The organism is Mesorhizobium comanense (assembly GCF_005503535.1).
Lineage (GTDB): Bacteria > Pseudomonadota > Alphaproteobacteria > Rhizobiales > Rhizobiaceae > Mesorhizobium > Mesorhizobium comanense.
Map to the genome: position 1 here is coordinate 193744 of NZ_SCNN01000013.1, position 22152 is coordinate 215895.

23 protein-coding genes and 1 tRNA gene are annotated in these 22152 nt (G+C 63.8%); 13 read left to right on the forward strand and 11 right to left on the reverse strand.

The window, feature by feature from the left end; genetic code table 11:
• Positions 1-212: 212 nt before the first annotated feature.
• The 6 genes from ppa to FFS37_RS22245 all read right to left on the reverse strand — a co-directional run bounded on the left by ppa (position 213) and on the right by FFS37_RS22245 (position 4828).
• On the reverse strand, positions 213-746 hold the full coding sequence (ppa, locus tag FFS37_RS22215) for an inorganic diphosphatase (RefSeq protein WP_137933113.1): 534 nt from the start codon (positions 744-746) through the stop codon (positions 213-215).
• A gap of 193 nt (positions 747-939) precedes the next feature.
• On the reverse strand, positions 940-1446 hold the full coding sequence (locus FFS37_RS22220) for a GNAT family N-acetyltransferase (RefSeq protein WP_137933114.1): 507 nt from the start codon (positions 1444-1446) through the stop codon (positions 940-942).
• 170 nt (positions 1447-1616) lie between these two features.
• Entirely contained in the window at positions 1617-2255 is a 639-nt protein-coding gene (locus tag FFS37_RS22225; protein ID WP_137933115.1) for a TPM domain-containing protein, read from the reverse strand.
• 4 nt (positions 2256-2259) lie between these two features.
• Positions 2260-3114, reverse strand: coding sequence for a TPM domain-containing protein (locus FFS37_RS22230; protein ID WP_232375735.1), 855 nt, complete (start codon positions 3112-3114; stop codon positions 2260-2262).
• Positions 3115-3159: 45 nt separating this feature from the next.
• Entirely contained in the window at positions 3160-4014 is an 855-nt protein-coding gene (locus FFS37_RS22235; protein WP_137933117.1) for a TPM domain-containing protein, read from the reverse strand.
• Positions 4015-4183: 169 nt separating this feature from the next.
• Positions 4184-4828 carry a LemA family protein gene (locus FFS37_RS22245; RefSeq protein WP_137933118.1) on the reverse strand — a complete coding sequence of 215 codons (645 nt, stop codon included), beginning with the start codon at positions 4826-4828 and terminating at the stop codon, positions 4184-4186.
• A 164-nt stretch (positions 4829-4992) separates the two neighbouring features.
• Here FFS37_RS22245 and FFS37_RS22250 point away from each other — a divergent pair, with 164 nt between their 5' ends.
• The 7 genes from FFS37_RS22250 (at position 4993) to FFS37_RS22280 (ending at position 10763) form a co-directional block, all read left to right on the forward strand.
• Positions 4993-5244: a hypothetical protein gene (locus tag FFS37_RS22250; RefSeq protein ID WP_137933119.1), complete on the forward strand. Its 252-nt coding sequence runs from the start codon at positions 4993-4995 to the stop codon at positions 5242-5244.
• 12 nt (positions 5245-5256) lie between these two features.
• Entirely contained in the window at positions 5257-6141 is an 885-nt protein-coding gene (gene pdxY, locus FFS37_RS22255) for a pyridoxal kinase PdxY (protein ID WP_137933120.1), read from the forward strand.
• Positions 6138-6920 carry a DUF429 domain-containing protein gene (locus tag FFS37_RS22260; protein ID WP_232375736.1) on the forward strand — a complete coding sequence of 261 codons (783 nt, stop codon included), beginning with the start codon at positions 6138-6140 and terminating at the stop codon, positions 6918-6920. The genes pdxY and FFS37_RS22260 overlap by 4 nt, the downstream gene beginning before the upstream one ends.
• 73 nt (positions 6921-6993) lie before the next feature.
• Entirely contained in the window at positions 6994-7386 is a 393-nt protein-coding gene (locus FFS37_RS22265) for a DUF5071 domain-containing protein (protein ID WP_137933121.1), read from the forward strand.
• Positions 7387-7548: 162 nt separating this feature from the next.
• Positions 7549-8193: a carbonic anhydrase gene (locus FFS37_RS22270; RefSeq protein ID WP_137933122.1), complete on the forward strand. Its 645-nt coding sequence runs from the start codon at positions 7549-7551 to the stop codon at positions 8191-8193.
• Positions 8190-8624: a nuclear transport factor 2 family protein gene (locus FFS37_RS22275; protein ID WP_137933123.1), complete on the forward strand. Its 435-nt coding sequence runs from the start codon at positions 8190-8192 to the stop codon at positions 8622-8624. The genes FFS37_RS22270 and FFS37_RS22275 overlap by 4 nt, the downstream gene beginning before the upstream one ends.
• 84 nt (positions 8625-8708) lie before the next feature.
• Positions 8709-10763 carry a M3 family metallopeptidase gene (locus FFS37_RS22280; RefSeq protein WP_137933124.1) on the forward strand — a complete coding sequence of 685 codons (2055 nt, stop codon included), beginning with the start codon at positions 8709-8711 and terminating at the stop codon, positions 10761-10763.
• A gap of 82 nt (positions 10764-10845) precedes the next feature.
• On the opposite strand, the gene FFS37_RS22285 is transcribed toward FFS37_RS22280, so the two are convergent.
• The 4 genes from FFS37_RS22285 to FFS37_RS22300 all read right to left on the reverse strand — a co-directional run bounded on the left by FFS37_RS22285 (position 10846) and on the right by FFS37_RS22300 (position 15793).
• Entirely contained in the window at positions 10846-12423 is a 1578-nt protein-coding gene (locus FFS37_RS22285) for a M81 family metallopeptidase (RefSeq protein ID WP_137933125.1), read from the reverse strand.
• A gap of 23 nt (positions 12424-12446) precedes the next feature.
• Positions 12447-13271 (reverse strand): carbohydrate ABC transporter permease, encoded by an 825-nt coding sequence (locus FFS37_RS22290; protein WP_137933126.1) that lies wholly within the window; start codon positions 13269-13271, stop codon positions 12447-12449.
• Complete coding sequence (locus tag FFS37_RS22295; protein ID WP_137933127.1) at positions 13268-14137, reverse strand: carbohydrate ABC transporter permease; 870 nt, start codon at positions 14135-14137, stop codon at positions 13268-13270. The genes FFS37_RS22290 and FFS37_RS22295 overlap by 4 nt, the downstream gene beginning before the upstream one ends.
• 423 nt (positions 14138-14560) lie before the next feature.
• Positions 14561-15793, reverse strand: coding sequence for an ABC transporter substrate-binding protein (locus FFS37_RS22300; RefSeq protein ID WP_137933128.1), 1233 nt, complete (start codon positions 15791-15793; stop codon positions 14561-14563).
• 180 nt (positions 15794-15973) lie between these two features.
• Here FFS37_RS22300 and FFS37_RS22305 point away from each other — a divergent pair, with 180 nt between their 5' ends.
• The 3 genes from FFS37_RS22305 to FFS37_RS22315 are packed head-to-tail and all read left to right on the forward strand — an operon-like array spanning position 15974 to position 18726.
• A complete protein-coding gene (locus FFS37_RS22305; RefSeq protein ID WP_137933129.1) occupies positions 15974-16744 on the forward strand; it encodes an SDR family oxidoreductase in 771 nt (256 codons plus the stop codon).
• Positions 16745-16746: 2 nt separating this feature from the next.
• Positions 16747-17814, forward strand: a complete 1068-nt coding sequence (locus FFS37_RS22310; RefSeq protein WP_137933130.1) for an ABC transporter ATP-binding protein — start codon at positions 16747-16749, stop codon at positions 17812-17814.
• Between the two features lie 30 nt (positions 17815-17844).
• Positions 17845-18726 (forward strand): MurR/RpiR family transcriptional regulator, encoded by an 882-nt coding sequence (locus tag FFS37_RS22315; protein WP_137933131.1) that lies wholly within the window; start codon positions 17845-17847, stop codon positions 18724-18726.
• A gap of 104 nt (positions 18727-18830) precedes the next feature.
• Here FFS37_RS22315 and FFS37_RS22320 read toward each other — a convergent pair whose 3' ends face one another.
• Positions 18831-19121, reverse strand: a complete 291-nt coding sequence (locus FFS37_RS22320) for a YggT family protein (RefSeq protein WP_137933132.1) — start codon at positions 19119-19121, stop codon at positions 18831-18833.
• 144 nt (positions 19122-19265) lie between these two features.
• Between FFS37_RS22320 and FFS37_RS22325 the strand changes: the two genes are divergently transcribed.
• The 3 genes from FFS37_RS22325 (at position 19266) to FFS37_RS22340 (ending at position 22070) form a co-directional block, all read left to right on the forward strand.
• A tRNA-Ala gene (locus FFS37_RS22325) sits at positions 19266-19341 on the forward strand.
• A gap of 312 nt (positions 19342-19653) precedes the next feature.
• Positions 19654-20403, forward strand: coding sequence for a helix-turn-helix domain-containing protein (locus FFS37_RS22330; RefSeq protein ID WP_137933133.1), 750 nt, complete (start codon positions 19654-19656; stop codon positions 20401-20403).
• A gap of 614 nt (positions 20404-21017) precedes the next feature.
• Positions 21018-22070 (forward strand): SagB/ThcOx family dehydrogenase, encoded by a 1053-nt coding sequence (locus FFS37_RS22340; RefSeq protein ID WP_232375737.1) that lies wholly within the window; start codon positions 21018-21020, stop codon positions 22068-22070.
• The last annotated feature ends 82 nt before the right edge of the window (positions 22071-22152 follow it).

Genomic DNA, 22152 nt, shown 5'->3' on the forward strand with positions numbered 1-22152 from the left:
GCCCTGCCGGGCATCTCCCCCTCAAGGGGGGAGATTGGCGACTTCGCTGGCGGCGCTTTTTCTTTCGGCGCTGAAAATTGACGAAGGCCGTCGCGACATCCGATCTCCCCCCTTGAGGGGGAGATGGCCGGCAGGCCAGAGGGAGGTGCCTCGCGCCATCACTTCGAAAGATATCACCGCTTGGCCCGAAGGAAGCGAGGCCGTTTCCGACGCTACTTGCTCTTCTTGGCCCGATCGATCGCGTCGATGATCATCTTCTTGGCATATTTGGAATCGTGCCAGCCTTCGATCTTGACCCACTTGCCGGGCTCCAGATCCTTGTAGTGCTCGAAGAAATGCTGCACCTGGTGCCGGGTGATCTCGGGCAGATGCGTGTATTCGGTGACGTTCTCGTAGCGCAGCGTCAGCTTCGGCGACGGCACGGCGATGACCTTCTCGTCCTGGCCGGCATTGTCTTCCATGATCAGCACACCGATCGGCCGCACGTTGATGACGCAGCCCGGCACCAGAGCGCGCGTGTTGCAGACCAGCACGTCGATCGGATCGCCGTCCCCCGACAGCGTGTGCGGCACGAAGCCGTAATTGCCGGGATAGCGCATCGAGGTGTGCAGGAAGCGGTCGACGAACAGGGTGCCGGCCTCCTTGTCCATCTCGTACTTGATCGGCTCGCCGCCGATCGGCACCTCGATGATGACGTTGACGTCTTCAGGCGGATTCTTTCCGATTGCTATGGCTTCAATGCGCATGGCTTTGTCCCTCTCTCGATCGGGAGGGGAATAGCGGGCGGCGCACAATGGTGCAATGCGGCGAATCGTTTTCGCGCGTGCCAGGGGTGACGCGACGACGATTCGTGCGTTCAATCATCGCCACAAGATGTTTCAGCGCCGTGATTTGGCGCCCGATATGCCTGGCAAACCGGCTTCGACGCCGGCGTGGCGGTCATTCCCAGACGAAAGCGACTTTCTTCAGGGCTCTCTGTTCGAAGATTTCGACGCCTTCCGCGATATCACGGCCGCCGGCGCCAGCATAGAAGGCAAGCGCGTTCTGGTTGTCTTCGAGCGCCCAGACAACCATGCCTTTGAGGCCGTGGTCGGCGAGGCGAGCCCTGGCGGCCGCGAACAACCGCCTGCCGAGTCCGATGCCCTGATATTCGGGGCGCAGGTACAATTCGTAGATCTCGCCCTGCTGCCTGAGTTCGCGCGCCCGGTTCTTGCCGATCGTGGCATAGCCGGCAATGGTGCCGCCGATCTCGATCACCAGCACAGTGGCGGCGCGGCGAATCGCATTCGCCCACCAGTCGGCGCCGCGACGGTTGATCATCGATGTCAGCGTGCGATGCGGGATGATTCCGCTATAGGCACCGCGCCAGGCCTCCAGGTGCACTTCGGCAATGGCCGCAGCATCACGCGGATCGGCTTTGCGGATGTCTATCGTCAGCGTATTCATGATTTGTTAACCATAAACCCGCATCGCCCGATTGCAAGAGTCCGGGCGGCCCGCGTGCCGATTTCTCACAGCCGATCATGAGGCTGCTGACACCGGCTGAAACAAGCCCGGAAACGCGCTCAGCCGAAGCGGATAGGTCACGGATTCGGCGGCCGAGGCTGGTCTAGCCTTCAGATTTCGACGAGATGATCGTCAAGCTCGTTGATATCGCCCGGCGTGGCCGGGAAATGCTCCGAAAGCACCGCCCCCACCTGCCCGATCGCCTTGACGAAACCGTCGGCGAGCTTGTCGTCCCCGGCATGCGCGGTAAGGTCGCGCACCACGCCGTCCCAGACATGCTGGCCGACACGACCGTCTATGCCGCTATCGGCAACCACTTCCGCGTAACGCTCGGCAATCGAGACGAAGACCAGCACGCCGGTGCGCGCGCTGGTGCGGTGGACGTTGCGGGCAAGGAACTGCTTGATCGCGTTGGCGTGCGCCGCCTGATAGCGCAGGCGTCTTGGCACCATATGGATGCGCAGGGCCGGCAACGCCCACAACAGGGCCATCACGCCGGCCAGCGCCAGCAGTTGCGCGATGACGAAATGCGGCACGCGGATGCTCAGCCACCACGCCTCCAGCCCATAGGCGACGGCGAGACTGACGATCAGCATGCCGAGCGTCGCCATCAGGGCGGCGGGGGCAAAATAGCCGTCGCTGGCATGGGCCACGACACAATAGATTTCACCGTCCGTGGTCGCCTCGGCGGCGCGGATCGCGTCGGCGATGCGTTCATGGTCTTCGGGACTGATCGGTCGTGTCGCCATTGTCTCACCAGCTCCCTGAAGATCCACCGCCCCCGGACGAACCGCCGCCGCCCGAGAAACCGCCGCCACCGCTGCTCGACCCGGACGACCAACCACCGCCTGAACTCCCCGACGACCAACCGCCACCCGACGAGCCCGTCGTCCAGCCGCTGCTGCCCGAGGAAGATCCGCCCGGTCCCCGGCCGTAGCGGAACGTCATGCCCAGCCATCTATACACGCCCGGCGACAGCTTTGTGCCGAACATCGGCGGCAGGAAAGCCATCGCCAGTCCGCCGAAGAAGATCGTCGCCCACAGGATCAGGAACACGGCAACGATCGGATCTATGGGAGCGCCGTTGCCGGCGGGGTTGCGCTTGCCGCGCGCCTCCAACTCCTCGGGATTGCCGTTGAGCACCATGATCATGTCGTCGACGGCCTTGGAGATGCCGCCGGAGAAATCACCGGCGCGGAAGGCCGGCACCATGTCGTTCTCGATGATCAGCTTGGTGTGCAGGTCGGTCAGCGTGCCTTCGAGCCCGTAGCCGACCTCGATGCGCATCTTGCGGTCGTTCGGCGCGACCAGCAGGAGCACGCCGTTGTTTTCCTTGGCCTGGCCCAGTTTCCAGAAGCGGAACAGGCGGTTGGCGTAGGGTTCGATCTCCTCGCCATCGAGGCTGGGGATGGTGGCCACGACGATCTGGTCGGACCCCTTGGCCTCGAAATCCGCGAGCTTCTGCGTCAGCGCCGCACGTGTCCCGGCATCGATGATGCCGGCGCTGTCGACGACACGGCCGGTAAGCGTCGGAAGGTCGGCCGCAAGCGCCGCGATCGAAGCAAGCAGCAGAGCCGCCAGCGCGAGCAAGGCGAGCCGCGGTCCCATGGCGAATTGGCCTGAAGTCGAAGGGGCCGCCGCTCTCGCCATGGCTCACCAGCTGCCCGAGGAACCGCCGCCGCCGGACGAACCGCCGCCGCCCGAAAAGCCGCCACCGCCGCCGCCGGAGGACCAGCCGCCGCCGGAACTGCCCGAAGACCAGCCGCTGCCCGATGAGGAGCTCCGGCCGGGCTCGAAGGTCATGCCCAGCCAACGGTAGCGTCCCGGCCCGAGCTTCTGGCCGAAGATCGGCGGCAGGATCGAGGCGGCGATGCTGCCGAAGAAGATGACCGCCCAGACCGTGATGAAAAGCGCGAAGAACAGGTCGTCGGAATTGAACGGCGCCTGCTGGTTGCGCTTGCCGCGCGCCTCCAGCTCCTCGGGATTGCCGTTGAGCACCATGATCATGTCGTCGACGGCCCTGGAGATGCCGCCGGAGAAATCACCGGCGCGGAAGGCCGGCACCATGTCGTTTTCGATGATCAGCTTGGTGTGCAGGTCGGTCAGCGTGCCTTCGAGCCCGTAGCCGACCTCGATGCGCATCTTGCGGTCGTTCGGCGCGACCAGCAGGAGCACGCCGTTGTTTTCCTTGGCCTGGCCCAGTTTCCAGAAGCGGAACAGGCGGTTGGCGTAGGGTTCGATCTCCTCGCCATCGAGGCTGGGGATGGTGGCCACGACGATCTGGTCGGACCCCTTGGCCTCGAAATCCGCGAGCTTCTGCGTCAGCGCCGCACGTGTCCCGGCATCGATGACGCCGGCATTGTCGACGACACGGCCGGTAAGGGTGGGGAGATCGGCGGCGAGTGCGGCGAGAGGGAGGAAGAGGACAAGGAGGAAAAACAGGGCAAGAAAATTAAGGTTGGCGTTCCTTCGCGCCCCCCTCTGGCCTGCCGGCCATCTCCCCCGCAAGGGGGGAGATTGGCAGCGGTGCCGTCGGTCCAAACCTTCAAACGCCGAAAATTGGCGAAAGCCTGAACGAGAGCTGATCTCCCCCCTTGCGGGGGAGATGGCCAGCAGGCCAGAGGAGGGTGTGACGGAACCCAAGGTTGACAAGGACCAGACCCGCTAAACCGATCGCTCAGCCACCCTGCTTCGTGCCGGTGCCGAAATCGACTTTCGGCGGCTGCATCTTGTCTTCGTCGACGGTGAAGTTGGCGAAAGGCTCGTTGCTGCGGAACCAGAACGTTGCCCACAGCACCGACGGGAAGGTCTTCAGCGTCAGATTATAGTCCCGGACCGCCTGGATATAGTCGCGCCGCGCCACGGCGATGCGGTTCTCCGTGCCTTCGAGCTGCGCCTGCAGCGCCAGGAAGTTCTGGTTGGCCTTGAGGTCCGGATAAGCCTCCGACACCGCGATCAGCCGCGACAGCGCGCTGGTCAGCCCCGCCTGGGCATCCTGGAATTTCTTGAGCGCGTCGGGATCCTTGAGCGTTTCCGGCGTCACGGTGATCTGCGTCGCCTTGGCACGCGCCTCGACGACGGCGTCGAGCGTGTCCTTTTCATGCGAGGCATAGCCCTTCACCGTCTCGACCAGATTGGGGATCAGATCGGCGCGGCGCTGATACTGGTTCAGCACCTCGCTCCAGGCCGCCTTGGCGTTTTCTTCCGCCGTGGGGATGGTGTTGTAGCCGCAGCCGGCAAGCAGCGGCAGCACGATCGCCATCATCAGGAAGGCGGGCAGCGTGCGGAATGTCGATGGTCGGGCAAGGCGCTGGGCAAGCATGATGGGTTCCCTCGGCGAAAGTTGCAGGCGAAGCATTAGCACAATCGACGCCCAAGAAAACGGCCTGCCGCCGGCAACGGCCTGTCCGGAGCGCCTCGTGCCTCGCAGGGCCCTGTGATTGGCCGCGAGAACGCGGTAAGGTCCGGGCAAAACGGGACATCATCATGGCGCAACGCCAGGACAGCGACCGGGAATCGCGCCGTATCCTCGAACGCGTCGCGCAGGAGACCGATCCGGCCGGCGCTTCCTTCGTGGCGCGGACGACCAAGGGCATGCGCGACCATGTCGCGGCCACCGACGCCGACCGGTCGGATCCGATCGAGGTCTGGGGGACGCGCATTGGCAGGATACTCGGCCTGCTTCTGGCGCTGGGCTTGATGGTCTGGCTCGTGCTTTTCCTCACCCGGGGCAGTTAGGAATCAGGAACAATGAGCGCCGAAAAACCCGACGCGCCGCGTGCGGTCATCGTCATTTCCAGCCATGTCGCCCGCGGTTCGGTCGGCAACCGCGCCGCCGTCTTCGCCCTGGAGACGCTCGGCTTTCCGGTCTGGGCGGTGCCCACCGTCATCCTGCCCTGGCATCCCGGCCATGGGCGGGCAACGCGTATCGTGCCGCCGCTCGATCAGTTCAAGGCGCTGATGGCCGACCTTGAACGCGCGCCATGGCTGGGCGAGGTCGGCGCCGTCCTTTCGGGCTATCTCGGTGAAGCCGGCCAGGCCGAGGCGGTCGCCTCGCTGGTCGCCGCCGTCAAGGCGAAAACGCCCGATGCCGTCTACATCTGCGACCCGGTGATGGGCGATTCCGGCGGCCTTTATGTGCCCGAGCCGACCGCCGCCGCCATGCGCGACCGGCTGATGCCGATCGCCGACATCGCCACCCCCAACCGCTACGAGCTGGAATGGATGGCCGGCGCGCCGCTCCCCGACCTCAAATCGGTGATCGCGGCCGCCCTTCATGCCGGCCCGCCGACCATGCTGGTCACCTCGGCCCAATCGATGATGACAGGCGGCACCGGCAACCTTCTGCTCGACGGCACCCAGGCGCTGCTCGCCGAGCACCGCCTGATCGACAAGCCGCCGAACGGGCTTGGCGACCTGACGGCGGCCGTCTACCTGGCGCGTATCCTGTCCGGCCAGCCGGCCATCAAGGCGCTGCAGTCGACCACGGCTGCTGTCTATGAAATCCTGGCGCGCACCGCCAAGCGCGGCGGCGACGAGCTGCAGCTCGAAACCGACGCGCAGAGCCTGTCGCACCCGATGGCCATGGTGCAGTTGCGCCACCTCACGCATCCGGGGCGGGACCGCCGGGCGTGATCTCGTCGGAGGTCGTGCCCAAGGTCGTCCTTGTCGGCGCCGATGGCTGCAAGGCCGGCTGGATCGCCGTGCGGCGCGAACCCGGGGCGCGGCCTTCCGTCGATGTCTTCGCCAGCTTCGCCGCCTTGCTCGCGGCAATACCCGGCGACGCGATGGTCGCCGTCGACATGCCGATCGGCCTGCCCGAATTCTCCGGCAAGGGCGGACGCGGTCCGGAAGCGCTTGTGCGGCCGCTGCTTGGGGCACGCCAGTCCAGCGTGTTTTCGATCCCATCCCGCGCGGCGCTCTATGCCGACACCAGCGACTTCACCACTCTCGAGGCCTGGTACGACGCCCATCGCCGGGCGAGCGAAGTGGCCAAGGCTACATCCGATCCGCCCAGGGGCGTTTCCATCCAGGCCTTCGGCATCTTCTCGAAAATCCGCGAGATCGACACGCTGCTGGTCAAACGGCCCGAGCTGCGCGGCCGCGTCTTCGAATCGCATCCGGAAGTCGCCTTCTGCCGGCTGAACGGCGATCAGGCGATGCGGTTGCCGAAGAAGATCAAGGGCGGCATCAATCCCGCCGGCATGGCGGAGCGCAAGGCGCTGCTGTGTGGGCACGGCTATGAGATGAGCTTCCTCGGCCAGCCGCCGCCGCGCGGTGCAGCGGCCGACGATTTCCTCGATGCGGCAGTGATGATGCTCATCGCCGGCCGCATCGCCCGCGCCGAGGCCAGGCCGTTTCCCAACCCGCCGCCGGTTGACGGTTTTGGGATACCGGTCGCCATCTGGGCATGAATGGGATGGATAGCGGTGGTTGACGCAGATTGCAGGATGCGGGAGGGTCACCAATCGAGTTCTGAGGTGATCTTTGATCGATGTAAAAGACCTCATTCCCCGCGACAAGCATGACCTCGATGCCGTCACCGCCATTCAGGAAGCTGGCTATCCTGCTATTGCGCCCATACTCGACGAATTGATGGAATGGACGGCAGACGGCAACTGGCCAGTCGCTCGCCCTCTGGCGCGTTTTCTCTCGACGCTCGGAAAGCCAATCATCCATCCGGTTCTCCGGGTCCTCCGAGGGGACGATCCCACGTTCAAGTATTTCTGCCTTGTGACGATCGTCAGCGCCTTACCCGTCGAAGTGCTGAAGGCCCTGGAGACTGATTTGGAGAGGCTTGCGGTCAATCCAAACCGATTGGACAAGGCGGAAGGTGTGCAAGAGGAGGCTGAGGCGGCATTGCTGCGTCTGCGATCCTGACACTGGATCCGATTGGCCGAATCTCGACCGAGCCATGCACCTTGGATAGCCATTTGTGGTCAGCCCTCACAATTCTGCATTGCTCGTGACGGGGTTTTGCCTTTAGAGCCTTTCTGACCGCAACGAGCTGCCGCCTCCAACCCGGAAAGGCCTTAGCCGCCCATGCCACACCTTCCCGAACACCTCCTTGCCGGCTATCGCAACTTCATGAACGGTCGCTATCTCGCCGAGAGCGGCCGCTACCGCGACCTGGCGCGTGAGGGGCAGTCACCGGAGACGATGATCGTCGCCTGCTGCGATTCGCGCTCGGCCCCCGAGGCGATCTTCGACGCCGGACCGGGCGAACTCTTCGTGGTGCGCAATGTCGCCAATCTGGTACCGCCCTACGAGCCGGACGGCGAATTCCATTCAACCTCGGCGGCGCTCGAATTCGCCGTGCAGAGCCTCAAGGTCAAGAACATCGTGGTGATGGGCCATGGCCGCTGCGGCGGCATCCGCGCCGCGCTCGATACGACATCCGCACCGCTCTCGCCCGGCGACTTCATCGGCAAGTGGATGAGCCTGATCGCGCCGGCGGCCGAAACCGTCTCCTCGAGCACGCTGATGACGGCGACGGAGCGGCAGACGGCGCTGGAGCGCATCTCGATCCGTTACTCCCTCGCCAATCTCAGGACCTTTCCCTGCGTCTCCATCCTGGAAGGCAAGGGACGGCTGTCCCTGCACGGAGCCTGGTTCGACATTTCGACCGGCGAACTCTGGGTGATGAACAAGGATACCGGCGATTTCGAGCGGCCGGTGCTGGAATGAGTGCGACGGCGCGCCATGTGACGAATATCGGGCCGGCCGCCCTTGCGGCGGCAGCGTTGCTGGTGGCGATCGCCGTCGCGCGCGCCGATGATAGCGCCATCATCAGCCGCTGGTATTCGGCTTTGCTGGTCGCCGACCGCACCGAACTGGCCGACCTGCTCGCCGACGACGTCCGCATCAGCCTCGACGACCTCGGCGTCATGCAGAGCAAGCAGGAGTTCATCGCCTCGCTGGACGAATGGAAAGGCGCGGTCCCTGGCGCCGAGATCCGGCATCGCATCGAGAAGAGCGAGGGCGGCGTGACCACGGTCATCGCCTGCTACGACTTCCCCAGCAACGACATGCTGATGCAGGAGACCTTCGCGGTGACCGACAACCGCATCACCGCCAGCTCGCAGGCCGCGATCGCCGAAAACTGCGACGGCTTCTGAGACGGGCCAACTGCCATATTGCGGGCAAACCGGCCACGCCCTACATCGGTGACACCCTCCTTTGACGCCAGCGAAAGACCCTCAATGTCCTCCACGAAAGCCGTCGATCTCGCCACCCATCCTTTGACCGCGTGGCAAGGCCCGCTCGGCCTGCCCGATTTTGCCGGCATCGGCGACGCAGATTTTGCTCCCGCCTTCGATGCCGCGCTCAAGGCGCATGAGGCGGAGATCGAGGCGATATCGGGCAACAAGGACGCGCCGACCATCGAGAACACGCTTGCCGCGCTGGAGCTTGGCGGCGAGGCGCTCGATCATGTCTCGTCGATCTTCTGGTGCCGCGCCGGCGCCCACACGAACGATACGATCCAGGCGCTGGAACGCGACATCGCGCCGAAAATGTCGCGGCATTTCTCGGCGATCTCGATGAATGAGCGGCTGTTTGCCCGGATCGACGATCTCTACCAGCGCCGTGAAAGCCTGAACCTCGACGCCGAGACGCTGCGTGTCCTGGAAAAGACCTGGAAAGGCTTTGTCCGTTCCGGCGCCAGGCTCGACGCGGACGGCAAGAAGCGTCTAGCCGCGATCAGCGAGGAACTCTCCTCGCTTGGAACGACGTTCGGCCAAAACGTGCTGGCCGACGAGCGCGACTGGGCCTTGTTCCTCGACGAGGCGGATCTTGCCGGCCTGCCGGATTTCCTGAAGAGCGCGATGGCAGAGGCCGCCGAAATGCGCGGCCAGAAGGGCCGTTACGCCGTAACCCTGTCGCGCTCGATCTATGAGCCGTTCACGACGTTTTCGGAACGCCGCGACCTGCGCGAGATCGCCTTCCGGGCCTTCACCATGCGCGGTCAGAATGGCGGCGCCACGGACAATACGAGCGTCGTGCGCGATACGCTGAGGCTGCGGGCCGAAAAGGCTGGGCTGCTCGGCTACGCCTCCTTCGCGGCCCTCAAGCTCGACGACACCATGGCCAAGACGCCGAAGGCGGTGCATGCGCTGCTCGACCCGGTCTGGGAAAAGGCGCTGGAGAAGGCGGCCGGCGACCAGAAGGAGCTGGAGCGGTTGGCGGCCGAGGCCGGCAGCAACGAGAAATTCGCCGCCTGGGACTGGCGTTTCTACCAGGAGAAGCTGCGTGCCGAAAAATTCGCTTTCGACGAGGCGGAACTGAAGCCTTATCTGCAGCTCGACCGCGTCATCGAGGCCTGTTTCGACGTCGCCACACGCCTGTTCGGCATCACCTTCGAGGAAAAGAAGGGCATCGCCGCCTGGCATCCGGACGCGCGTGTCTTCGTGGTCAGGAATGCCGACGGCAGCGAGCGCGGCCTGTTCCTGGCCGACTATTTCGCGCGGCCCTCGAAACGGTCCGGCGCCTGGATGAGCGCGCTGAAGTCCGGCTATGGGCTGGGGCATGGCTCGAAGCCGGTCATCTACAACATCATGAACTTCGCCAAGCCGCCGGCGGGCGAGGCGGCGCTGCTTTCGGTCGACGAGGCAAAGACCCTGTTCCACGAATTCGGCCACGCGCTGCACGGCATGCTGACCGACGTCACCTGGCCATCGGTTTCCGGCACCTCGGTCAGCCGCGATTTCGTCGAACTGCCCTCGCAGCTTTACGAACACTGGCTGACGGTGCCCGCGGTGCTGGAAAAGCACGCGCTGCATGTGAAGACCGGCAAGCCGATGCCCAAGGCGCTGCTCGACAAGATGCTGGCGACGCGCACGTTCGGCGCCGGCTTCGCCACGGTCGAATTCACCGCCTCGGCGCTGGTCGACATGGCCTATCACGCCCGCCCGGATGCGCCGCAAGCGCCGCTTCGTTTCGAGGCCGAGACACTCGAGAAGCTCGACATGCCCGACACCATCGCCATGCGCCACCGCACCCCGCATTTCGGCCATGTCTTTTCCGGGGAAGGTTATTCAGCCGGCTACTATTCCTACATGTGGTCGGAAGTGCTCGATGCCGACGCCTTCGCCGCCTTCGAGGAAACCGGCGACCCCTTCAACCCGGCTCTGGCCGAGCGGCTGAGGAAGAACATCTACGCCGCCGGCGGGTCGAAGGACCCGGAGGAACTTTACACGGCATTCCGCGGGAAAATGCCATCGCCTGAGGCGATGATGGTGAAAAGAGGGCTGGTGTAATTAGCCGATCTCCCCCCAAGTGGGGGAGATGGCCGGCAGGCCAGAGGGGGGGCGCTGTCCCGCAGACGTATCCGGGAGAAGATCAGCGATCTTCGTTCGACTTCCTGCCCGCAGAACTGGCAAGGTCGCGATCCTTCGCGCGCCCCTCTGCCCTGCCGGGCATCTCCCCCACGAGGGGGGAGATTGGCAGTTTCCATGGATCCGCCACCCTGGGCCAGATAGCCCGCTTCAACGTCCTGTAATTCGTCACCGCCGGATTGCTCGGATAGGAACTCGGCGCCGCGACATAGATGATTTCGGCGGCGATCGGTTCAAAGCCGGCGTAGAAATGATTGGTCGACTTGACCAGGAGAATGTCCTTCGACATCGGGTCGATGCCGATGTTGGAAAAGATATCCGGCTCGAAGGTCTGGGTGCGGTTGGTGTTGAGGATGACGTCGACTTCCGTGCCTTCGATGCGTACCACCGCCGACGGTCCCAACGTCACCCGGCTCGGCCCGAAACTCTGCCAGCCTTCGTCGACCGCCTTCAGCACGGTAACCCGCGCGTCGATCGGTTCGCCGGCCTGTGGGCCGGCCTTGCCGCCGAAGCGCAGGTCGATGACGGCGCCCTCGCCGGCCGCATGGCAGAACGTCACGGCGATCGGATCCCAGATGGTGGCGACGCCGACGCTGTTGATGCCGTGCGCCAGGAGTTCGCGCAGCACGATGGTGCCGTCGCCCGGCACGCCGCCGCCCGGATTGTCCCAGATGTCGGCGATGACGGCCGGCTTGTCCCGGCGCCTGGCGCGCACCGCCAGCGCCCGGTCGATGCCGGCGGCGGCGGACAGCATCGTCATCGCCGTCTTCTCGCGCAGCCCATAGAGCTCGCGCCCGAGGCTTTCGGCCAAGGCATCGCCCTTGGCCTTGTCACTGTCGGTGACGACGAGGATGCGCGTGCCCATTTCCGGCACATCGGCGGCCATGAAGCCGTGGATAACCGAAACCGACAGCACGCCGTCCTTGCCGTGCAGCGCCTTGATCTTGTCGACGAAGGAACGCATCGGCTCGCGGCTGGTCGGCAGCACCTGGATCATGCGGCAGTCGAAGGTCGAAATGACAGGCCTGATCTCGCCGCGCGCGGCAGCCAGCCCAAGCTCGACGACATGCTCGCCGCGCTCGTAGAAATCGGTGTGCGGGAATTCGAGGAAATAGGCCATGATATCGCAGGCCGCCACCCGCTTCGGCGTCAGATGGCTGTGCGGATCGAACTCGGACGCGATCACCACGTCAGGCCCGACCATTGCCCGCACGCGTTCCAGCAGGTCGCCCTCGCAGTCGTCATAGCCTTGCGCCACCATCGCGCCATGCAGGCCGAGGATGACGGCATCGACCGGCAATGCCGCTTCGAGCTGGCCGAGAATCTCGTCGCGCAGCGCCTCGTAGGTCTGCCTTTGCACGAGCCCGCCCGGCTCCGCCCAGGTGGCGGTGCCCTCGATCACCGTGAGGCCTTCCGCCGCTGCGCGCCGCCGCAACGCCACGATCGGCGAAGAACACAATGTCGGCGTCTCCGGGTGCTTGCCCGGCCCGGCATAGAACGCCATCTCGAACGAGGCCCGGTCTGTCGGCACCGGCGAGAAGGTGTTGGTTTCCGTCGCCAGCGAGGCGGTGAAGATGCGCATGAAAGCTCCGTCGAGAATAGCCGCTACTTGACCGCCCCGAGCGCCAGGCCGCGCACGAGGTAGCGCTGCAGCCAGATGAACAGGATCGCCACCGGCAGCGTCGCCAGCAGCGTGGCGGCCATGACGTGGTGCCACTCGATCGTATAACGGCCGGCGACCAGCGAGAACACCTGGATAGGCAGCGTATAGCTTTCCTGGCTGCGCAGCATGGTGAGCGCCACGACGAACTCGTTCCAGGCGTTGATGAAGGTGAAGATCGCGGTCACCGCGATGGCCGGCAGGCAGAGCGGCAGGAACACCTTGCGCAGCGTCAGCCAGCGGCCGGCGCCTTCCATCCAGGCCGCCTCCTCGAGATCGCGCGGAATGGTGTCGAAATAGCTCTGCAGCATCCAGACGGTGAAGGCGACGTTGAAGGCCATGTAGATGAAGCCCAGCGCCGTCGTCGATTCGACCAGCCCCCAGGCGGCCATCAGGCGAAACAGGCCTAGCACCAGCACGATCGGCGAGATCATCTGCGAGATCAGCAGGAACTGGCGAAAGGCGCCGTAACCGGCGAAGCGGAAGCGCGACATGGCGTAGGCGGCGGGCACGGAGATGAGGATGGCGCCGACCGTGGCGATGACGGACACGTAGAGCGAGTTGGCGAGCGCCCTGCCGAAGCCGGTCGCCACCCACATGTCGGAGAAGTTCGACCACCGGAACTCGCTCGGCCACCATGTCGGCGACAGCACTTCCGGCCGAGGCTTGACCGCGGTCAGGAACATCACCGCGAAGGGAAAGATCGTCACCACGATCAGCGGCGCCAGCAGCAGCCAGGCGATGATCGTCCGTTTGAGCTTGCTCGTCATGCGCGCTGCTCCCGCATGGCCAACCGGACATAGATCATGGTGAAAATCAGCAATATGGCGAACATCACCAGCGACACTGCCGAAGCTTCGCCCAGTTTGCCGATGCGGAAGGCGAGCTTGTAGAGGTGCGTGACCAATATGTCGGTCGAGTTGGCCGGCCCGCCCTGCGTCATCACCCAGATGATCGGGAAGGAGTTGAAGACGTAGATTGTGTTGAGCACGATGGCGATGTTGATGAACGGCTTCAAGAGCGGAAAGGTGATCTCGCGAAACTGCTGCAGTGATGTCGCCCCTTCGAGCGCGGCCGCCTCGTAGAGATCGTCCGGGATCGACGACAGGCCGCCCAGGAAGATGGTGGTGGTAAACGGGACCGTCACCAGAATGCCGATCAGCACCTGCATTGGGAAGGCTGTGCCGGCCTGCGCCAGCCACTGAATGTTGTGGTCGATCAGGCCAAGCCCGATCAGCGCCGAATTCAGCATGCCGCTCTCGCCGTTGAGCGCCCAGCGCCAGACCACGGCGGTCATGGTCAGCGACACCGCCCAAGGCAGCATGATGATGACGCGGGCGAGACCACGGCCGTAGAAATCGGTGTTGAGGATCATCGCCACCGGGATCGACACCAGCAGCGCACCGCCAACCACCAGAACGGTCCACAGCCCGGTGCGCCAGAGCGCCGCCATGAAGTCGGGATCGGCGGCGAGCGCGGCGAAATTGGTGAGGCCTGTGAAATCGCGCAGCTGGCCGAAACGGCTGACGTCATGCGTCGAGATCTGGATCAGGTCCCAGACCGGCCAGAAGATGACCACGGCCGCCAGGAACAGGCTGGGCAGGGTCAGGAGATAGGGCAGAAAACGATTTTGCATCGGCTGGTTTGTACCGCGTTGCGAGGCATCCGTAGCACTGGCTTGCAGGCCAGACTATTCCTGATCTGTTCTTCGTAGGCGCTCAGTCTGAACTCTTTCCAGGCGCCTGTGCCGCCCCTCACCTGCCTGCCCGTCCTCCGCGGCAGTTGCGGAAGGGGGCCTTCCTCTCCCCCGTCGATCGGGGGAGAGGTGTCGAGCAAAGCTCGACGGAGTGGGGGTCGACCCTTGGGCGCAAAGCGAGGTTACGCTTGCGCACAGTGCTGTTCCTATATCCGTTCGCGGTGGTCGCCAGGTGGTTCCCCCACTCCGTCTCGGCTTCGCCGAGCCACCTCTCCCCCCTCCGGAGGGAGAGGAAAGGAGCCTGTAAGATGTGGCGCGCCTCGCCTGAGTCTGGGGCGCGCCACGGGCGCAGGGAGATACGCCCTATTTCTTCAGCACCGCATTGGCCTTGGCCGCCGCGTCCTTCAGGCCGGTCTCGGCGTCGCCGCCGAGATAGATCTTCTGCATGGCGTCGGAGGTGATCTGGGCGATTTCTTCCCAGCCCGGAATGACCGGCGCGAAGCGGGCGTCGGGCAGCAGCGCGGTGAAGGCGGCCAGATCGGCATTGTTGACGTAGTAGTCCATCTTGGCCTCTTCCTTGTTCACCGGCAGGAAGCCTTCACCTTGCGTGAACTTGGCGCGCTGCTCCGTGGTGAACAGGAAGTCCAGCAGCTTCCAGGCGTCGTCCTTGTTCTTGGAATTCTTGAACATGATGATGGAATCGGTGACGCCATAGGTGCCGCGCGCGCCCGTCGGGCCCGCGGGAATGGCGGCCACGCCGTATTTCAGGTTCGGCGCCTCGTCCTTGATCTGGTTGGACAGGAAGGGCGCGGTGATCATCATGCCGACCTTGCCCTGCTTGAACAGGTTCTGCACGTCCTCGCGGTTGTTCGACGTGACGCCCGGCTCCGTCAGCCCCTCGTCGATCATCGACTTGTAGAGCTTGGCGGCTTCAAGCGCGCCCGGCGTGCCAAGGCCCGACGTGCCGTCCTTGTTGAGGATCTCGGTGCCCTGCGACCACATCGCATAGTAATAATAGACGTCGGTTTCGATCTCCTTGCCCTGCAAGCCGAAGCCGAAAGTGCCGGAGCCCAGCGCCTTGATCTTGCGCGCATCGTCCTGGAGCTCGGTCCAGGTTGCCGGCGGCTTGGCGATGCCAGCCTTCTCGAAAATCTCCTTGTTGTAATACATGGCGCGCGCCGAAGCGGCGATGGGCAGGCCATAGGTCTTGCCGTTCATGATCGAGGGCGACAGGAAGGTGTCGATGAAACGGCCCTTGAAATCGGGCGTGATGTAGCTGTCGAGCGGCTCGGCGACGTCCTGCTGGACGAAATCGATCAGCCAGCGCGTGCCGATGATGGAGAGATCCGCATTGGTGCCGGCGGTGATGTCGGTGGTCAGCTTCTGCAACAGAACATCCCACGGCACCACTTCGAACTTGACGGTGATGCCGGGGTTCTTCGCCTCGAACTCCTTCTTCACTTCCTCGAAATAGGGACCGGTCTTGGCGCTGTATTCGGCGACGGTGACGCGCACTTCACCCGCATTTGCCTGTGCCGCGAAGGCCAGTATGCTCATTCCGGCCATCAGGCCGACAGTCCATTTGCCAAGGCTCATCTATCTCTCCCATTTGTTTCGCGCATTTGCGCTCCTTGCGCCGATGGCGGCACAAGATTTATGTGACTTTCCTACATTATCGAGGAAATCTGCGCATGCAAGCAGATTATGATGTTGCTTAATTACATTCCTTTCAGTAGCCTTCCGGCATCAGCCTGACCTGCGGGAGGAGCAAGCGCCGTGGTTGCGAAAGCCGAATTCGAAGGCCGCACTGTAGTTGTCACGGGCGCCGGCGGCGGCCTTGGCTCGGCTATCGTGTCGCTGCTGGCCGGCAGGGGAGCACGCGTCGTCGGTTGCGACCAGTCCGAGGCGGCGCTGGCGAGCCCGCACCTTGCCTCGCGCCATGTCTTCGACCTTCTCGACCGGGCCTCGATCGAGGCGGGCATCGCCGCTGTGCTGGACAGAGATGGTGTGCCCGACATCCTGATCAACAATGCAGGCTGGACCCGCGCCGAGACACTTGCCGCGCTCAACGTTGACACGATCGAGCGCGAACTCGACCTCAACCTGACCGGAGTGATGACGTTTGCCGACCCCATCGCCAAGGCGATGGCCGGGCGCGGCTCCGGCAGCGTCGTCTTCATCTCATCCGTCAACGCCATCGCGCATTTCGGCAATCCCGCCTATGCCGCGGCCAAGGCCGGCATCAACGCCTATGCCAAGTCGATCGCCGTCGAGCTCGGCCGCAGCGGCGTGCGCGCCAATGTCGTCTGCCCGGGATCGATCCGCACCGCCGCCTGGGACCATCGCCTGGCCAAGAACCCGGACATCCTCGGCAAGCTCAAGCGACTTTATCCGCTTGGGCGCATCATCAACGCCTCGGAAGTGGCGGAGGCCGTGGCTTTCCTTGCCTCGGACCGCGCATCGGGCGTAACAGGCGTGGTGATGCCCGTGGATGCGGGCCTGACCGCCGGCTGCCTGCCGTTCATCGACGACATATTGGGAGCGTGACCATGACCGACGTCCAGTTTCGCAACCTGTCGAAATCCTTCGGCCAGCACAAGATCCTCGAGGACATCGGCCTCGACATCGGCAGCGGCGAGTTCGTCGTGCTGGTCGGGCCCTCCGGCTGCGGCAAGTCCACCCTGCTGCGCATGCTGGCCGGGCTGGAAACGATCACATCGGGCGATCTGCTGATCGGCGGCACGCGCGCCAACGACCTGCCGCCGCAGAAGCGCAACATCGCCATGGTGTTTCAGTCCTATGCGCTGTTCCCGCATCTGAAAGCAGCCGACAATATCGGCTTCGGCCCGAAAATCCGCGGCGAGAGCCGCACGACGATCGAAGACAAGGTCAAGAAGGCGTCCGGCGTCCTCAACCTGTTCTCCTACCTCGACCGTTACCCCAGGCAATTGTCGGGCGGCCAGCGCCAGCGTGTCGCCATGGGCCGCGCCATCGTGCGCGAACCTTCGGTGTTTCTGTTCGACGAGCCGCTGTCCAACCTCGACGCCCAGTTGCGGGTACAGATGCGCACCGAGATCAAGGCGCTGCACCAGCGACTGAAATCGACCATCGTCTACGTCACCCACGACCAGATCGAGGCCATGACCATGGCCGACCGCATCGTGGTGATGGACCGTGGCCGAATCCAGCAGGTCGGGGCGCCGCTGGAGCTCTATGACAAGCCGGCGAACAAATTCGTCGCCGGCTTCCTCGGTTCGCCGTCGATGAGCTTTGTGTCCGGCGCGCTCAGGACGACGCCTGACAAGACCTGGTTCGAGTCGGCTGGCGGCGGACGGCTGGCGCTTGCCGGCAAGGCGGCGCCGGCGGACGCAGGGGTGGAAGCCGGCATCCGGCCCGAGCACTTCATCATCGGCGAAGCCGCCGACGCCATGGCGCTCAAGGTCGATGTCGTAGAGCCGACCGGCTCCGAGACCCATGTCTATGGTGTCATCGGCGCCGACACGGTGCGCGCCGTGTTCCGCGACAGGGTTCCGGTCAGGCCGGGCGACTTGCTGCCGGTCTCCGTCCATCCCCGAAACATTCATCTGTTCGACAAGGCGACGGGCCTGCCGCTGTGAAAACCCAGAGATGATGACGGAACGACAAGCATGAAGACGCCGGCCGACATCATCACGCGGCTGCAGCTGATGTCGCAGGACGGCACCAGATCCGATCGCCGGCTGGCCGGCCTCGTTCTCTCCGATCTCGATTTCGCCTCCAAGGCGGCGATCTCCGAGATCGCCGCGCGCGTCGGCGTCAGCGAGCCGACGGTCACCCGCTTCTGCCGCAATCTCGGCTGCGAGGGCTTGCGCGATTTCAAATTCTACCTGGCGCAGGCCATCGCCATCGGCGGCCAGTATCTTTCACCCGAACCGCTGAGCCGCGATGCCCGCGAGCAGCGCATCGCCTCGGCCATCACGGAAGCGGCGATCTCGGCCATCCAGCGCGCCAGCGAGAACCTCGACATGACGACGCTGGTCGACGTCGCCGCTCGGCTGGCGACGTCGGGCAATGTGCTGTGCATCGGTTCGGGCGGCATCTCCTCAATGATGGCGACCGAGATGCAGAACCGGCTGTTCCGGCTGGGCCTGCCGGTGCTGGCACAGATCGACGGCCAGCTGCAGCGCATGTACGCCGCGGTTGCCACACCGGAAACCACGGTGGTCGCCTTCTCGGTTTCCGGCTATGCGCGCTCGGTCATCGAGGCGGTGCAGGTCGCCCAGCAATATGGCGCCGCCACCGTCGCCGTCACGGCGCCGGATTCGGCACTGGCCAAGGCCGCCGGCACCGTCATCCATCTGCAGCCGCTGGAGGATGGCAACATCTACAAGCCGACGTCGTCACGTTATGCGCTGCTGGCGATAGTCGACATGATCGTGACGTCGGTCGCCGAGACGCGCGGCCCGAAGGTGCTGGAGAACCTGCGCCGCATCAAGCAGAGCGTCAACACGTTGAAGGTCGACGATCCACGTCTGCCGCTGGGAGATTGAAGACAGGCCGGCGTTATCGCGCGTGGCAGGGCCCCTCACTGGATGAGGGCGCGCGACCTGGGAGGGTCAGGCTCTATGGGTCTCGACGGCCTTCGCCGAAGAGCTCACAGGACCAGCGGCGCCACCGTGGTGAGAATGAACTGCCTGAGGAAGAACAGGATGAGAAGCAGGATGATGGGCGAGATGTCGATGCCGCCGAGATCCGGCATGAAGCGGCGGATTGGCCTCAGCGCCGGTTCGGTCAGCCGGTAGAGCATGTTGCCGATGCTGCCGACGAACTGGTTGCGCGAGTTGACGACATTGAAGGCATAGAGCCAGGAAAAGATCGCCGAGGCGATGATGACCCACCAGTAGAGGTCGAGCGCCATGACGATGGTCTGAATGAGGGCGAGCATGCCGGTCTCCGATTGTTGCCGACATGTAGCCATTGCACGTCAAACCGGCAAGAGCCGCCGGGATGCGCGCACAACAAGGGATTTCGGCGAAACGTCGCCTTGACACCAAACGGCGGCGCCCGATAAATGCGCCATCCGCTGGACGGGGCTGTAGCTCAGCTGGGAGAGCGCGTCGTTCGCAATGACGAGGTCAGGGGTTCGATCCCCCTCAGCTCCACCAGCGGAATTTCCATCTCCTGCTTGCGTTTTCACGACGCAAAGCGCAATCGGGCAAAACACAGCCGACGCGGCCCTTGATACCGCTCAGTGCGCGGAATTGTGCACATTTTTCAATGCGAACCGGTTGTCAATTGGACTTATGGCGATGGCTGACGTCGAATTGGCGCTATTTTTTTTGGAAGCTGCCCCATTAGACTGGCGTTATCAAATCAGTTTTTTCTGTGCGTTGTGACAATGCGCTTCGGCGGGGGCGACCGAAGGCGCTATATGGATTTCGAGTCGAAATGAAGAATTCGCCTGCGAAAGCAAAGACGTGTCCATTCGCGAGAACCTTGCTGCAAATCTCAGACGGCTCTGCAAGGACCATGCCTCGGTTAGCGCGGTCTGCCGCGAATTAGGCATCAACCGCACGCAGTTCGAACGGTATCTGCAGGGACAGACAGTACCCAACAAGGCGACCGCCAAGCTGATCTGCGACTACTTCCGCGTCGATGAAGCCGAATTGTACCAGGATCCCGGCACGCCCGAGGCCATTGTTCCCGGCCTGCCGTCGATTTCCGAAAGCCTCTTCAACCAGATGATCCGTCCACCGGCGCCATCGATCGCAGGCGGCACCTATTTCACCTACTTCTCGATTCCGGCCCGCCCGGATCTTCTGATGCGGTCGGTGACCTTCGTGCGCCGCGAGGCCGAGCTGGTCACCTTCCGCAGGGTTACCGGATGGTCGGAACGCCGCGGCTCGACATGGGCGCGGGCGCGGGGCAACCACTACGGTGTGGCGATCTCGCGTCTCAACTGGATCTATTTCAGCGGCGTCAACCGTCGCCAGACCGGCGAGCCGTCGCTGATCTCGGTGCAATGGGCTCCTATCTCTGAACCGGTGTTGACGGGCAAGGCCATGCTTCTGACCGAGGCCGGGCCTGCCTTCGTATCGGTCATCATGCGGCAGGACATGTCCAGCATCCGGCCCAGGCACGCGATCCGCATGGCGCATGTCGTCAGGCTCGACGATCCGGGCATCGACCAGCTCGTCGTCAGCCTCTCCCGGGACGGGCTTGGGTAGGAGCAATTCCGGGAAAATGTGGCGCAGGGTTTCCAGGGGAAAGGCGCGCGGCGCCTTTCCCCTGGACGTGCGTAAAAATGGCTGGAACTCTGCGAGACCGCCCGGATGCCTGTCGCCAAGACGGTTTGGCCCTGGGCGAACGGCACGCACGCAGGCACCAGGAGCCGGCCGCCTGGAAATCTTCCCGGCACGACGCGCCTTGGCCCTCGACTTACGCTAAATAAGAATAAGTATATCCTGAAAGAGCGTATGCTATCGATTGCCTACTCCATATCTGAGCAAAATCGATTTTTTACACTTTGACGGCAAGAAAGATATTTTAGATCACATTCGCTTTACTACAATTTTAACAAACCATTAACTCTTTCGACCTTACCTTCCCAGTCGCGGATCCCGTAGTGGGGATCTTTCAACGGATCCCATTGGGGGGTCGGGAAAGGGACGAAAATGGCCAAGAAAGTGAGCAATGCCCCGAAGCTGACGGTTGCCGCGGGCACGCAGACCGTCTTCTTCTCGCAGGGCATGCACTACAACAAGCGCTGAACCTGTTCGGCGCCGATGGGCTGTCGGCCCATCGGCGCCCCGCTACCATAACGGCATTCAGCATCATGAAAATGCGCTCGTCAAAAACGCTTGTCTTCTACCCCGGGACCAACAAGGTCACGGCCTGCAACTTCCTGACCAGAAGTGTTTTCGAGTGCAGCCCCGAGGTAGTTGGCCTTCTCGCCTCCTGGGACGAATGGGCCTCGACGGCGCAGATAGCCCGCGCCCATGGATGGTCGAAGGCCGACTTGAATGCGGTCGTGCCGCAACTGCTTGATTTTTCCGCGCTCGTCACCGCCGGCTCGCCGCTCGCCGAACAGGAGACGCAGTTTTCCGGACAATGGAACTGGGGCATCCCCACCGCGCTGATGCATTTCTGCGTCCAGGACAGCGCGTTCATGACCACCGAGCAGGCGGAAGCGAGACAGATCGAACGCGCCGGCCACGTCGCCCAGCCTGATCTGATGCTCAAGAACGCCAACGGCGCCATCCGGCTGCCGAATGCGCTGGATGAAAACGAACTTCTTGCCCTGATGGCCCGGCGCCGCACCAACCGCACCGCGGCCGCCCCCACCATCACCGCACGGCAGCTCTCCGATTGCCTGTTCGCGGGCATGGGCATTACCGGCGAGACCAGCAACTGCGTGGGCGCCCTGCCGCTGGGCATGACCCCTTCCGGCGGCGCGCGAAACCCCTATGAGGCCTATGTGGTCGCACTCGGCGTCGAAGGCCTGGAGCCTGGCGTCTATCACTATTCCGCCGCCGACCATGATCTGGGCAGGATTTCCGCCAACCACCTGCCCAGGATCTCGGAGCTGGTCGGCGGACAGGAATGGGCGGATGCCATGCCTTGCCTGGTCCTGCTTTGTGCCAGGCTCGACCGGACCATGTGGAAATACGACGATGCCAACGCCTATCGCGTCGTGCTGATCGAGGCTGGCCATATCGGCCAGAATATGATGCTGGCGGCCACCAGGCATGGCCTGTCGGCCTGTCCGACGGCCGCGCTCAGCCATTCCCCCATCAAGCGCTTGCTCGGCCTCGACCGCCTGACCGACGCGCCGATCTATGCGTTGACGCTATCAACCCCTGACTTAGTGTCCGTTCCAAAAAGAGTTGAGTGATTTCAGCAGGTTGTGATTCCGTCGGATTTGCGAGATTCGATGGAGATCACGATGGCCTGGACTGAAATCACCCGTGCGCATT